The organism is Methylomonas sp. 2F7, from assembly GCF_057126975.1.
In genome coordinates this window covers 2,852,787-2,867,398 of sequence record NZ_CP195203.1, presented here as the reverse complement: position 1 = coordinate 2,867,398, position 14,612 = coordinate 2,852,787, and the positions used below count along the sequence as shown (strand labels likewise).

General features: G+C 52.6%; 11 protein-coding genes. 8 read left to right on the top strand and 3 right to left on the bottom strand.

The genetic code is table 11. The features are described from left to right. Positions 1 to 10: 10 nt before the first annotated feature. A complete protein-coding gene (locus ACR64Q_RS12710) occupies positions 11 to 418 on the bottom strand; it encodes a hypothetical protein (RefSeq protein ID WP_313732273.1) in 408 nt (135 codons plus the stop codon). A gap of 102 nt (positions 419 to 520) precedes the next feature. On the opposite strand from ACR64Q_RS12710, the gene ACR64Q_RS12705 reads away from it, so the two are divergent. From ACR64Q_RS12705 to ACR64Q_RS12690, 4 genes are all read left to right on the top strand, one after another. Beyond that, positions 521 to 2,305: a bacteriohemerythrin gene (locus tag ACR64Q_RS12705; protein ID WP_026601202.1), complete on the top strand. Its 1,785-nt coding sequence runs from the start codon at positions 521 to 523 to the stop codon at positions 2,303 to 2,305. Positions 2,306 to 2,324: 19 nt separating this feature from the next. Then, on the top strand, positions 2,325 to 3,644 hold the full coding sequence (nosR, locus tag ACR64Q_RS12700) for a response regulator c-di-GMP phosphodiesterase, NosR family (protein WP_313732274.1): 1,320 nt from the start codon (positions 2,325 to 2,327) through the stop codon (positions 3,642 to 3,644). A gap of 43 nt (positions 3,645 to 3,687) precedes the next feature. Next, on the top strand, positions 3,688 to 4,470 hold the full coding sequence (gene ppk2 / locus ACR64Q_RS12695) for a polyphosphate kinase 2 (RefSeq protein WP_026601200.1): 783 nt from the start codon (positions 3,688 to 3,690) through the stop codon (positions 4,468 to 4,470). A 197-nt stretch (positions 4,471 to 4,667) separates the two neighbouring features. Then, positions 4,668 to 5,426: a hypothetical protein gene (locus ACR64Q_RS12690; protein ID WP_026601199.1), complete on the top strand. Its 759-nt coding sequence runs from the start codon at positions 4,668 to 4,670 to the stop codon at positions 5,424 to 5,426. Positions 5,427 to 5,744: 318 nt separating this feature from the next. Here the strand turns inward: ACR64Q_RS12690 and ACR64Q_RS12685 are convergent, their stop codons facing one another. Then, positions 5,745 to 7,994 (bottom strand): hypothetical protein, encoded by a 2,250-nt coding sequence (locus tag ACR64Q_RS12685; protein WP_313732275.1) that lies wholly within the window; start codon positions 7,992 to 7,994, stop codon positions 5,745 to 5,747. A 57-nt stretch (positions 7,995 to 8,051) separates the two neighbouring features. Beyond that, the gene (locus ACR64Q_RS12680; protein ID WP_313732276.1) at positions 8,052 to 9,191 is read right to left on the bottom strand and encodes a hypothetical protein; all 1,140 of its coding nucleotides are present in this window, start codon (positions 9,189 to 9,191) and stop codon (positions 8,052 to 8,054) included. Positions 9,192 to 9,344: 153 nt separating this feature from the next. Here ACR64Q_RS12680 and ACR64Q_RS12675 point away from each other — a divergent pair, with 153 nt between their 5' ends. The 4 genes from ACR64Q_RS12675 to gspF are packed head-to-tail and all read left to right on the top strand — an operon-like array spanning position 9,345 to position 14,536. Then, positions 9,345 to 9,890, top strand: coding sequence for a type II secretion system protein N (locus ACR64Q_RS12675; RefSeq protein ID WP_313732277.1), 546 nt, complete (start codon positions 9,345 to 9,347; stop codon positions 9,888 to 9,890). A gap of 22 nt (positions 9,891 to 9,912) precedes the next feature. Then, entirely contained in the window at positions 9,913 to 11,820 is a 1,908-nt protein-coding gene (gene gspD, locus ACR64Q_RS12670) for a type II secretion system secretin GspD (RefSeq protein ID WP_313732278.1), read from the top strand. After that, the gene (gene gspE, locus ACR64Q_RS12665) at positions 11,807 to 13,318 is read left to right on the top strand and encodes a type II secretion system ATPase GspE (protein WP_313732279.1); all 1,512 of its coding nucleotides are present in this window, start codon (positions 11,807 to 11,809) and stop codon (positions 13,316 to 13,318) included. Before gspD ends, gspE begins: the two co-directional genes overlap by 14 nt. A 6-nt stretch (positions 13,319 to 13,324) precedes the next feature. After that, a complete protein-coding gene (gspF, locus tag ACR64Q_RS12660; protein WP_313732280.1) occupies positions 13,325 to 14,536 on the top strand; it encodes a type II secretion system inner membrane protein GspF in 1,212 nt (403 codons plus the stop codon). Positions 14,537 to 14,612: the final 76 nt, after the last annotated feature.

Below are 14,612 nucleotides of genomic sequence, written 5' to 3'. Positions count from 1 at the left end.
TAATGCATCGCTAGGGGAGCAGTTCGATATTTAGCATTGCCACCAGCGTATTGGGTTGACCTTGTAAAAACTTGATGATCTCCATGCGGGCAGCGTCTGTGGAGATGTTTCGCGCTTGCATGGCACGCAACATATTCTCAAAAGCCAGGCGTTGTTTTACGCCGTTTTCGCTTTGATCTCGCCGACAGCCGAACTCGTCCATCAGCGTGGAGCCGCAGCGGCAGTTTCTGAATACTTCCACTAGAATTAAGCCGTCGTCCTCGATGGCCGACCGTAACGATGAACGACCATGGGGCATGTCTTGGGTTTCGATAAAAAACTGCTCGGCCGAGATATATACGTAACCGCAACTGCGGCAGGTTTTCGGAAACGTTGAGTCCAGCAAGGCGCGTAAACCGTCGAAATCTTGAATATCCATACCAATAAACCTGAGTCTTGAAAAAACCGGCAGAGTAAATGCATTGTGCCATAATGCCAGAGGTCGGTAATCAGACTTGACCCTGCTAAGAATGGATCGCGGATGAGTATTTTAACGTGGAACGACCAACTGCTGGTCGGCATAGACAGTGTGGATAATCAGCATCGGCATCTGGTCGGGCTGATTAATCGGCTGGACGAACTAAACGCATTAGGCGCCGATCTGCAAACTGTCATCGATACCGTCAAACAACTGCTCGATTACTCGGTTTATCATTTTCAGCATGAAGAGCAACTGATGGCGGATGTAAATTTTAATCCGCGATTGCTTGCCGAGCACCGCCAGCAACATCAAGATTTTATCGACAAAGTGCAGCAGGTGCAGATCGAGGCTCAAACGGATATTTCCGTTATTTCCAAGGATTTGCTGGATTTTTTGGTGGACTGGCTGTGCCACCATATTTTAAAAACCGACAAACTGATGGCGATCAGCCTGAACCAGGGTGTGGATGCCGCGCAAATTCTTATCGATAAGGATGAACATGTCGATATTTTGCACAGTAATTTGTACTCGGCCTTGCGGGAAAGCGAAGAGCGTTTCAAGGAACTTGCCGACCATCTCCCGGCCCTGATCTGGATCACCAACTCCAAAAATCTGCCGATTTTTTGCAATCGTTTCTGGTTTAAAACCTTTAACATCGAACGCGGTTTTGTCGACCGCCGGCAATGGCTGAACACGATACACCCGGATGATAGGGACAAGGTGGTGCAGACTTATCAGCAAGCCGCGCTGGAATTGACCAAGTTCAAGATTCAGTACCGGCTGTGTACCGCGGATGCCAAGGAAACCTGGATTTTGGAAACCGCCGTGCCCAGGGTGCGCAAGAACGGTAAATTTGCCGGCTTGATGGGCTGTGGGATGGACATCAGCACGCAAAAGCAGGCGGAAACCGCTTTGCTGAAACTGAACCAACAACTGGAAGAACGGGTTCGCGAGCGCACCCAAGCGCTGACAGAGGCGAACCAGACTCTGCAGATGGAAAAAAACCAACAAACCTTGCTCAATCAGCAACTCCAGGAAACCCAGGCCCATCTGGTGCAATCGGAAAAAATGGCCTCAATCGGCCAATTGGCCGCCGGGGTGGCGCACGAGATCAATAATCCACTCGGTTATATTTATTCCAATCTAAATAGCCTTAAACAATACATACAAGAACTCACCAAGGCCGCCGAGTTGGCTGAGCGTCTGGCCGGGCAGTTGGCGGATAACCACCCGGACGCGCAGGCTTTTAAACAGTTTAAAAATGCGGTCGATCTGGATTTTCTGAAAGGTGACGCCGCCGATCTGGTGGAAGAGTCTCTGGAAGGCGCGACTCGCGCGAAGAAAATCGTCCAGGATCTACGCGATTTTTCCCGGATCGATAAGCAGGGCCGGGAAATGTTCGATTTGGAAGCCGGTATCGATGCCACCTTGAATATCGTCAACAACGAACTGAAATACAAGGCCGAAGTGGTGAAGGAATACGGCGGTATCAAACCTTTCGAATGCGTCGGTGCGCAGCTGAATCAGGTATTTATGAATCTGTTGGTGAACGCCGCGCAAGCCATTGAGGACTTCGGCAAAATTACGGTGCGTACCGGTTATCAGGATGCCGATTGGCTGTGGGTCGAAGTGGAGGATAACGGCCAGGGTATGAACGAAGCAACCCGAGCGCGGATGTTCGATCCATTTTTTACCACCAAGCCGGTCGGTAAAGGCACCGGCTTGGGCTTGTCGCTATCTTATAAAATCATCCAGGACCATCATGGTCGTATCGAGATAGATTCGGAAATCGGCCGAGGGACTCGGTTCCGAATTTATTTGCCGACCTGTACCCCTGCCAGTTAACGAATATCGCAGCCGTGCCATGACCGAGCTTTCCCAAGACCCGCAAACCGTTGCCAACTTATTATTCGTCGATGACGAGCCTAATGTATTGAAGGCTTTGCGACGCTTGTTTCGCGGTGCGGAATATCAAGTCTATATGGCGGAGGGCGGCGCCGACGGCCTGGAAATTTTGGCGCAACATCCTATCGATTTGATTATCTCCGACATGCGCATGCCGCAGATGGATGGTGCCGAGTTTCTGACCAGAGCGGCCGAACGCTGGCCAAATATCGTGCGGATTTTATTGACCGGCTATGCCGACATTGAATCGACCATCGCCGCCGTCAACAAAGGCAAAATCTACAGTTATTGCAGCAAGCCTTGGGAAGACAACGAGCTAAAAATTTTGGTGAACAACGCGCTGGAACAAAAGCGCTTGCGCGACGAGCGTCGGCAACTGTTCGATATTATCAACCGGCAAAATCAGGAGTTGAAAGAGCTGAACGCCGGTTTGGAAGACAAGGTCGAAAAACGCACCGAACAGCTGAGAAAGTCCTTGCAGCTGATCGATCAAGCCCACGATGCCTTGAAAAAACAGTATGCCGATTCGGTTAAGGTGTTCGCAAAAACCATCGAAATGCGGCCAGGTATCAAAAGCGGCCATGCCAAATATGTGGCGGAAAACGCCAGGGAAGTAGGGCGGCGGCTGGGCATGGATGCCGCCGCACTGAAGGATTTAGTGTATGCCGGCCTGTTGCTGCAAATCGGCAAAATGAGCTTACCGGACAGTTTGCTGACCCAGTCTTTGTTAAGCATGAACAGCCTGCAACGCAAACGCTATTTAAACCACGCGTTGGAAGGGCAGGCGCTATTGAAAGGCCTGGAAACCTTGCATAACGCCGCGGAACTAATCGCCGCCCAATACGAACATTTCGACGGTTCCGGCCAACCTTTGGGTTGGGCTGGCTCGGAGATACCCTTGGGTGCCAGGATATTGACGGTGGTGCGCGACTATATCAATTATCTGGACGGCTCGATCACTGGCACCGCGATTACGACCGAGCAAGTGAAAGTGCGTTTGCTAAGTAAAAAAGCCAAGGACTACGACCCACTGGTGGTCGATACCTTTCTGGCGCTGCTCGCCGAATCGGAAACTGTCGACGAACGGCCGATAATCGAAATTTCCTGGACCCAGTTGCAAGCAGGCATGGAAGCCGCAGAGATTATTTGTAACGACGTCTTGTATTTAAAGAATCAGATTCTCAACGAAAAAAACGTCGAAGACATTCTTGAACTCAGGAAGCAAAAGAAAAATCTGATTTTGCGGGTGAGAATGGGCAGTGAGCGACAACGCGGTTAAATAAGCCGGAACGGTGGAAACCATTTTAGATAGGCAGGTAACTATGAGCAAAAAGCACCCACCCAAAGCCGATAAGCAGGTTTATAAAGACACTTTACAGCTACTGCAAGTGGAACTGGTCAAATTGCAGAATCACATCATCAAGCATGGCGACAAAATCCTGATTATCCTGGAAGGCCGTGATGCCGGCGGCAAAGACGGTACCATCAAGCGCATCATTCAACATCTCAGCCCCAGGGAAATCCGGGTGGTGGCACTGGGTAAACCGTCCGACCGCGACCTCAGCACCTGGTATTTTCAACGTTACACCCACCATTTGCCGGCCGCCCAGGAAATGGTGTTGTTCAATCGCAGTTGGTACAACCGGGCCGGCGTGGAGCGGGTGATGGGCTTTTGCAACGATGATGAATACCACGAGTTCATCGAAACCGTCGCTCACTACGAACAGCTGCTGGTGCGCTCCGGCATCAAGCTGCTGAAATACTATCTGGACATCAGCAAAGCCGAGCAAAAAGAACGCTTAAAGCAACGCCAGAAAGATCCCCTGAAACAGTGGAAAATCAGCCCCATCGACAAGGAAGCCCAAAAACACTGGCAGCAATACAGCGAAGCCCGCAACATTATGTTCGCCAGAACCCACCATTTATCCGCGCCCTGGACGGTCGTTAGATCCGACGATAAACAATCCGCGCGGATCAATATCATCAAAGATTTATTGTTTCGTTTGGATTACAAGGGCAAGGACGAAACGCTGGTCTTGCCGGATGCAAATATCGTATTTAATTACGAAGAAAGCTATTTGCACAATGGCATGATTGCGCCGTGAGGTGTAGATGGGAAAGGAGCTGGGTGAGGGCGATGAATTTCGAATTGCACCAAATTGTTTGCGTTGAAAGCCATATTCAAAAGTCGGGTGGGTAACGCTTTTCTGCCCACCATTTCGCGCGATTGCTTTAATTCCGCGTGTGCACAAAACCGTGCCCATCCTACCTGACTTGATATGCCGAATCGATTCAAGATGACATGCAGAAATTATTTAATCAGTTGTTAGCCATCTATATGCATGAGTTTGAGGAAATTGCACGTCCGGTCCTCTTCGAGTACAGCGATTCAGAATATACATATTGGGGCAAGGGGTCATCGTTTTTACTCGCAGATTCGAAGAATTACTTCTGGATTACAGCACAGCACGTAATGACGAATTTGGGAGGCTCAGCGGAAGCGCTCAGAATATTTCCGGCGGATAACTCGCGAAAATCGCTTCCATTTAATGAGAAGTACGTAATTAGGAAGGAAGGTGGAGACGATGAGGAGTACAAGGATATCTATGCTCTTCGTATTGACCTTGTAGCATTTGATAAATCTGGTGATACGCCATTGACGGCGCAGAATGTGGATACGGGTCTAATGTCGGCTGAGTCCCTGTCTGCGAACGACGAGCTGTGGATCATTGGATATGCAACTGAACGTAATTTCGTTAACTTTGAGGCACGAACGATCGAGAACACTAGAAGTGTAATTCGGGCCATTTATCAGGGCTATAGCGTCTCTGAGCATTGCCATGTTGCGAGGATCGAAACGTCAATCGGTCTTTCTAGCTTTGACGGGCTCAGCGGCAGCCCAGTCTTTTATATGCGACCATCAAGTAACGGTGCGCAAGATTTACAGTTTCCCATGCTGGTGGGAATGCTCCTGCGCGGGACAGCGGAAAGTTCAATGGTCCATTTCGTAAGTGCTCGTATTATTGTAGAACTAATCAGTTTGGCGAGTATTGATGACTAAAAATGGCCGGAGAGATGGAATCCTCATTCGTGCATTGGATAACCTGGTGATAAGCGAAGCGTCATCTACCCTACAGTTCTAGCATTAAGCGGGACCGGAGCAACCACTTGATAACGTAATTACCCCGGTCCCAGTCCTATTGCAATAAAAGACTTACTTAGCCCGTAGGGCGGATAAACGTAGCGTCATCCGCCATTGAAACTTAAATAGGTGGATGACGCTGAGCTTATCCACCCTACACTTCTAAAATGATGCCGGACCGGAGCAACTACTTGATAAAGTAATTGCTCCGGCTCCGAACTTTCTATAAGGAAAGACTTACTTAGCCGGTTCCGCAGGTTTAGCCGGGGCCGCTGCCGGAGCATCAACTTTAGCCACCGCCGCTTTTTCCTCAACCTGGGCTGCTTTTTCCGGTTCTGGCTTAGGTCCGATATAGCCTTTTTGCCAGGCGTAGGCGGCGCCGGCCAGCAGGATCAGCAAGAACACGTAGCTTTGCCAATGGCTTTGCTTTTCGCCGAACGGATCGACCATTTGCATTTCCGCGTCTTTCGGTAATTTGGCGACGCCGGTCAACAAGCGACCGAACGGGATGTTGATAAAGGCCTTGGCATTCACCGCCCAGCCGCAGGCATCCAGGACCGGCGCCAGATTGCGTTGGCGCAGTTTCAAGTAAGCGATGAACATGGACGGGCCGGAAATCGCCAGCATCACACCCACGATGGCCAGCGGCATTTGCCACCAAACCAAGCCCATGAAGCTACTCATCACGGCGGCCAGCGCGGTACCGATGGCGCCGATTGCCAAACCGATGGCAGCGAAAATCCCGGCGAATTTACCGACATCGAACGGGGCCGGCGGTTCCTTGCCTTGTCCGGCATTGGCGCCGGCTTCGGAAATGCCTTTAAAAGCATTGGCGTTAGCCGCTTTGTCGCGGGCCGCTGCACTTTTTTCCAGTTGTTCGTTAATCATCCGCGCGACGCGTTTGTACGGCGACCAGAAGGCTTCTTTGATACTGATCGGATTTTCGATAATTTTGACGATGGTCGCGTCCCAATCCAGGCCATTGCGGTCGTAAAACACGCCGTTGCGGCCGACGCGCAAATTGTCGCTGTCGCCGCCGGTAACCGCTGCGGCGATGGTCAGCGTTTCGTTACTGCCTTGCCGACGGCATACGCAGTAGGCCAGAAATATTTTGCTCAGTTCGGCCAGTTTGCTGTGGCTGTCCACGTCATCCACTTTTACGCACAATTGACAACTTCTGCCGTCCAGATACAAGGTACCGGCCTGGAAAATAGCGTGCGGTTCGGCACTGTAAAAATCGCGAAACGACACGAAGTTATTTAATAAGGTGTAAAGATCGCGGTAGTAATGCAGCAAGCGCACGACCGAGTCGATGGCGGTGGCTTGCGGTTCCAAGGCCAGATCCTGTTCGATCAAGCCGGTCAATTTGGCTTGCGCATCGCTTTGCAACAGGGTTTTGATGCGCTCCAGCCCCAAGCTTTCGACGGCATTGGCGGGCTTTTTCTGCAACCAGGCCTGGTAATCAGCAAACTGACCGATCACGCTTTGCCATTGTGCGTCGGACAAGCTGTCCAAAGCGCCCAGCAGCGGTGTCAGCACCAGGGTTTTTAACTGTTCTATCGCAGACCGCCAAGCCGGATTCAAGCCGGCATTTAACGGCAAGTTAGCGCCGGCGGCGATAGCGGCCAGCGGCAATTTAGCCAGTTCTTCGTTGCTTGCCGACAAGTCTATGCCGGCCAGTTCTTCGTAGCGGCTGTCGGCTGGGTTCAACAACTCGGTCGCGCCGGTGTCGAATTCCGCCAATTGGCAGCGGGTAAAAAAGTCGTCGATTTTCGGTTTTATTTGGGCCAGCAAGGCCGCTGCCGCTTCAGTGTCGGCGATTTGATTGCGAATCCGCACGGCTTCTGCGTCGCTCTGTTGCCACCAATCGAAGTATGCGCCGGCATCTTTAAAAAATTGCTCGATTTTCTCCAGATTAATACCCGGCTCGCCGCAGCGATCCTCAACCTCGCCCAAGCAGGCGATGATGTCGGTGATGGCTTGCTGGCCGGCTTCGTCGCCGGCGGCTTTAACCGGGATAATACCGTCACCGTTAAATTGAGTGTTGGCGAAGACCTTGGTCATGTCGGCCAGATCGTCGGTGGTGATTTCGGTCGCATCCGCCTTGCCCAGATTTTTTAAGATCTCGACGGCGGAGGCCAGTAGCTGTTGACCTTCTTCATCTTGATCGTTTATCGCCGCCAGCGGCAGGGTGGTCTTCTGTTGGATCAAATCGGCCGGGTTTTTCAGTACCTTACTCACCCAACGCACCGCCTCGATTACCTCATTGGCTCGGATGCGGCCATCGTTATCGGTATCCAGCAGCGCCAATGTTTGGTTGTCGAAGAACAATCCGTGCGTCGGGCAACTCAGTGCCGCCCATAATTTCTGATCCAGTTCCGGCAGTCCGATTAAATCGCTACCGCGTTTCAATTCAACCTGATCGAAACCGCCGAGTCTGGCAAACCGCCATTTTTCGGCAACATTACGGCTGGATATGGGCGTCATTGTGTGTCTCCTGAGTTGAGTAGTTTTTGTTATGTCTATCACGAAATTTCGCTAGTTTTACAGACTTGGGTCGCTTGACGCAACTTGCTTTGTTGGGTTGCAGGCCGGGCAGGAGACTTGCAACAACTCGCCGCTATGTCTATGCCTTAAAGGACGGGCACGGCCATCCAATTGGTTCATATCTTGGTATAAACGATTTTCGTGATTGATCACTTCGCGTTCGTGCTCGAATGGGTACAAGGTTTGGGCCATGCCGCCGCCGTCAATAAAATGCTGGCTATCCAGCAACATCAATTTGGCATGCAGCAATTCATGCAGTAAGGCGTCGGCGGGCGAGATGCTGCATGCGGGTGTGCTGTCGCAGCCCGGATCGTTCAGCAATTGCGCGCCCAAACGGGTGTCGAAGTAAATCGTCACGCTATCCACCCCAAATTGATTGCCAAAGGCCTGAGTTTGCCAAGTATTTTGCCGGTATTTGAGGATGAGTTTTTGGCCGCGCAGTTCGCTGAGCAAATTCACGGCTTGCGGGTAATGCGAAAAATAGTCGGCCATGACTGCCAAGTCTGCGCTGATATTGGCCGGATCGCTGGACTCGGCCTGATAGATAGCGCTGAGGAAATTGGCCATTTCCGTTTTCGCCAGCGGATCGCTGTTCAGCGTGGCCTGTTTTTGGCTGTAAGCGGCCATCACTTCTGCGGCGCTGGGCGGTTTCCGCAGGCGTAAGCGTATCGTCGCTGCGCCGTCCTGATCGACCGACAGCTTGGCCTGCATCGTATTGACCGGCTCGGCCAGTTGGCTGGCGACTGCATGCACGGCGTTGACCGGCTGCAAATCGTTGGCGGTTACGATGCGCGAAGAGCCCATCATGCCTATGCAAAAACTCAGCACCAGACTGACTTCACGGCGGCGGTTATGCAGGATAGAACTATCGTCGCGCTGCCGGCTGTCTTCTTTTAAGTAAACGCCGTAGCGCCGGGCGATGGCTGCCAATTCGGCAAAAGCAGCTTCGGCATCCCGGCTCAGGCCGGCTTGGCACACCAGGGCCGGTTTGCCGCCGATTAAGCAAGGATGTAGGAAGTTGCGTTCCGCCGGCTGTTGCAGATACCAGCGATTTAAATCGCCGGCTAGTTTATCGATTCCCTCGATGCGGCTCGCTGCGCCGGCAAAGGCCTGTTCCAGGGTTGATAGTCCATTCATGTGCTTAGTTGATGTCGGTGAGTTTATGGCTTCCGGTCAACTCTAACAGCGCTTGGGGGCTACCGGCAAGTCGGCTGCCGGCGCGGATTGGGCACTATCGCGCCAAGCTGGGATTGTCATAAAACAGTCATGTTTTCCCAGCATAATCCAACCATGATGAAATTTGCCGGTTTTTCAAAATTCGCTTTCGATTGGAAAGCAGCGGAACGAGAAGTGGTGGGTGGCGCCTATCTGCAATGGCTTGCCACAGCCCTGGCTACGGTTTATTTGCTTGGGGTGTTGTATGTAAATCTGTCCACCGCGTTGGCGGACATAGATCGGACTTCGACAGAGGCTGCTGCATCGGTGCCTACCGAGACGGCCGCGCAAAATCCGCCCATGGATTTTTCAGAAATCGCCACCTGGCATTTGTTTGGGCAAAGCCCGGAGAGTGTCTCGAGTAACGACGCCGTTGCGGAGACGCAATTGCAGCTGAAACTGCTGGGTATCATGTTTTTATCCAAGAATCCGGAAAATGCCAGCGGCATCATTCAAGCCGACGACGGGCAGCAAAAGAAATATAGGCTGGGCGACCAGCTGCCCGGCGGCGCGGTGTTGCAGGCTGTCGAACAAGACCGGGTCTTGCTAAAACGTGGCGAACGCCAGGAATCCTTGTTATTAAAAAAAGATAGCGTCCGCGCACCAAGCGCCACCGAATAATCCCCTCCCTTGTAAACTGCAAATGAAAACACGCTTGTTGATCGGCTTTCTGCTGGCTATTTTCTGCCCGATGCTGCTGGCGGAAAAAGACGAATTCTCGCTGAATCTGAAAGATGTCGATATTCGCGCGCTGATCGAAACGGTTGCCGATGTCACCGGTAAAAACTTTATTATCGATCCGCGCATCACTGGCAATATCTCGGTAGTGACTTCCACACCGATGAAATCTGCCCAGGTTTACGATGTATTCCTGTCCATATTAAAGGTGCACGGTTACTCGGCGATTCCGAACGGCAACGTCGTCAAGATTATTCCGAATGTCACCGCCAAGCAGGACGGGGAGGAAAGCGAGTTGCGCGGCAATCCGCAGAACGGCGACGAGCAACTGACCAGGGTGTTGCAGGTGCATCATGTCGATGCCACGCAACTGGTACAGACCCTTTTGCCGTTGATGCCGCAATACGCGTTTATCGGCGCGGTGCCGGAGAGTAACACCGTGATCCTGTCCGATACCGCCGCCAACGTTAAACGTTTGGCGGCGATGATCAAGCAAATCGATAAAAGCGATTTGCAAAACATTGAAATCATCAATTTGCGGCACGCCAATGCCGCGGATTTGATTCTGCCGCTGAACACGCTAATAACCAGTAACAGTGCCGGCAAAACCACGCCGGTCGCACCGCCGATGGTGGCCGACGAACGCTCCAATTCCATTATTCTCGGCGGAGAGCCGGAGATGCGCTTGCAGATGCGCGCCTTGATCGCCAATCTGGATACGCCGATGGAAAAATCCGGCAACACCGAAGTGATTTATATGCGTTATGCGGTAGCCAAGGAATTGGTGGAAACGCTGACCGGGGTGGGGTCTTTGAAGGACGAAAAAGCCGACCAGCCCAAAACCAAAGCCACCACCAGCAAGGATTTTGATATTCGCGCGGACGAAGCGGCTAACGCGCTGATAATCACGGCGCCGCACGATTTGATGGCGACCTTGAAATCGGTGGTCAGACAATTGGATGTGCGCCGCGCGCAGGTGCATATCGAAGCGATTATTGCCGAAGTCAGCTACGACAAATCGCAGAATATTGGCGTCGAATGGCAAACCAAGGAAGACGGCAGCGTATTTGCGGCCAGCAGAAAAGGGGAGGGCAACTCGCTGGATCTATCGCAATTTATTTCCTCCGTCGGTAAGGGCTTGAGTATCGGTTATTTGGCAGGCAGCGAGTTAAAAGCCTTGTTGACCGCGTTTGCCAACGATACCGACGTCAACGTGTTATCCACGCCGTCGCTGGTGACGATGGACAACGAAGAAGCCAACATGATCGTCGGTCGCAACATCCCGTTAACCACCGGACAATACACACCTTCCGTCGGCGGCAGCCTGAGTACCCCATTTCAAACCATCCAACGCGAAGACATCGGTATTAAACTCAAAGTTTTGCCGCAGATCAGCGAAGGCAATGCGGTCAAATTAAAAGTCGCGCAAGAGGTTTCGAGCGTTGTCCAAGGTACTACCGGTGCTGATTTGCAGACCAATAAACGCAAAATCGAAACCAGCGTATTGGTCGATGACGGCAAGGTGTTGGTATTGGGCGGCTTGATCCAAGACGACATCACCGAAACGGTGGATAAGGTGCCGCTGTTGGGGGATATTCCTTATCTGGGCTACTTGTTCCAAACCAATTCGACGACTATCACCAAAAAGAATCTGATGGTGTTTTTGCGCCCGCAAATCATCAGGGATGCGGGTAAGTCCAGCGGCTTAACCCACGACAAATACAATTACATTCGCGACAAGCAGCGAGAGTTTAACCAGGATGGCGTGCTGTTGATGCCGGAACAGAAACAGCCATTGCTGGACAACTTATCGGACGACAATTCGGCTGTAGAAGACAATCGCGGCGAGGCTGGCGGCAATGGCAACCGCTGACCCAATAGCGCCGGCGCCGACCGATAACAGGCTCCCGTCTTACGGGTTTGCCAAACGTCACGGCGTGATCGTTGCGGAATGTTCCGCGCAGCAGGCGCGTATTGTCTATCAACCTAAAGCCTCGCTAACGGCGTTGTTGGAAACCCGGCGCTTTGTGGCTAGACCGGCCAGTTATGAAACAGTCGGCGCGGAAGAATTTGAGCGCTTGCTGCAAGCGGTTTACGAACACAAAACCGGCCACGCGCAACAGATGGTCGACGATATGCAGGACAACCTGGATTTGTCCGAGATGGCCCAACATCTGCCAAAGCCGGAAGACTTACTGGAAAGTGAGGACGAAGCGCCGATCATTCGTTTGATCAACGCGCTGCTCACCGAAGCCATCAAGGAAAACGCCTCGGACATTCACATCGAATCCTACGAAAAACGCATGGTAGTGCGGTTTCGGGTGGACGGCACCTTGCGGGAAATTATCGAGCCGCAGCGCGAATTCGCGCCCATGGTGATTTCCCGGCTTAAAGTCATGGCCAAGCTGGACATCGCCGAAAAGCGCTTGCCGCAGGATGGTCGTATCTCCTTGAATATCGGCGGCCGCACTGTGGACGTGCGGGTATCGACCTTGCCCTCCGGCCACGGCGAACGAGTGGTATTACGTTTGCTGGATAAGCAGGCCAACCAATTAAGTCTGAAGCAAGTCGGCATGTCAGATTACGAGCTGAACAGCATTCAGCAGATGATCGCCAGGCCCCACGGCATCATTCTGGTAACCGGGCCTACCGGCTCCGGGAAAACTACCAGTTTGTACGCGGTGGTCAACCAACTCAATCAACGCAGTCGCAATATTCTCACCGTCGAAGACCCCATCGAATATTATCTGGACGGCGTCGGCCAAACCCAGGTCAATGCCAAGGTGGATATGACTTTTGCCAAGGGCTTGCGCGCAATTTTGCGTCAGGACCCAGATATTGTGATGGTCGGCGAGATTCGCGACCGGGAAACTGCCGAGATAGCGGTGCAGGCCAGCTTGACCGGTCACTTGGTGCTGTCGACACTGCATACCAATACTGCCGTGGGCGCTATAACCCGGCTGCGCGATATGGGCATAGAGCCGTTCTTATTGGCGTCCAGCTTGGTCGGTGTGATAGCCCAGCGGTTGGTGCGCAAACTGTGCCCGCATTGTAAAAAACCGGAACAGATGCCGGAACAGGATTTAGCCAAGCTGGGGTATCGCAGCGAAACCTGCGAGCCAGTTACCGTTTATCAACCCCAAGGCTGCCCGCTGTGCCATAACCACGGCTACAAAGGCCGGGCCGGTATCTTTGAAATGATCATGCTGGATAGCACGATGCAGCAGTTGATACACGATGGCGCCGGCGACCTGGAACTGGAACGGCATGCCCGACTTTCCTCGCGCAGCATCCAGCAAAGTGCGCTGGAAAAAGTGCTGAACGGCGATACCAGCATCGACGAAGCCATCCGTATCACCTTAAAGGATTAATCTGGTATGGCGGTCTTCGAATATCAAGCGCTGAACGGCAAGGGCAAGTCGGTTAAAGGCACACTTGAGAGCGACACGATCAAAACCGCGCGCCAACAATTGAAGGCCAATGATTTAACCCTGCTGGACATTCAGGAAGTTCATAAAAAAGAACGCAGCGGTCAGTCGCCCTTATTGGCGCAAAACATCGGCATGCGCGCACTGGCGCACATCACTCGGCAGTTGGCGGCTCTGTTGAAGTCCGGCTTGGCGATTGATGAAGCCTTGGGCATTATCGCCAGGCAACTGGAGTCGGCGAGGGCCAGAAGGATATTGCTGGCGATCAGAAGCCGAGTTCTGGAAGGGCAAAGTCTGGCCGTGGCATGTCAGGCCTTTCCCAGTACTTTTCCGCCCCTGTACCGCGCCACTATCGAAGCCGGCGAATCCTCGGGCAAGCTGGATCAGGTGCTGGAAAAACTGGCCGATTATCTAAGCGACAAAGGCCAACTGCATCGCAAGTTACAAATGGCCATGATTTATCCGGTGTTGTTGTCGTCGGTGTCCGTATTGGTGGTCATAGGCCTGTTGGCTTACGTGGTGCCGGAAATTACTGGCGTGTTCGACAAGATGGGCCACGAGCTGCCGGCTATTACCCAGGCCTTAATTAGTTGCAGCGATTTTTTGCAGAGCAACGGCTTGCTGTTGCTGATCATAGCGGTGGGCTTGTCTGTGGCGGCGAAGCTGATTTTGCGCAGGGAGCGGCCGCGCATGCTGTTTCACCGTTGGCTATTGACCATGCCGATTACCGCCCGCTTTTCCAAGGGCTTAAACACTGCCCGCTTTACCCGCACGTTGGCGATTTTGACCAATAGCGGCGTCGAGCTGCTGGAAGCCTTAAAAATCTCCAGTCAGGTGTTGTCCAACAATGCCATGCAGCAAGCAGTCGCACACACTGCGATCCGCGTCCGCGAAGGGCAGAGTTTGAACAAGGCGCTAGAAGCCAGCGGTTTCTTCCCGCCGGTGACGATACATTTGGTCGCCAGCGGCGAAGCCAGTGGGCAATTGCCGCGTATGCTGGAAAGCGCCGCCGACGATCAGGAGCGCGATATTCAGGCGCTCACCGAATTGACCATGGGTTTATTCGAGCCGGCTCTGATTTTGTTCATGGGCCTGGTGGTGCTGACCATAGTGCTGGCGATTCTGTTACCGATATTTGAAATGAACCAATTGATTAGATAGCGTTTTGTCATACGCCTGTCACGTTGGCTTTCTAATCTTCTCCCAGTTGTCCCGTATGCCGGGGCGTGCTTAAACC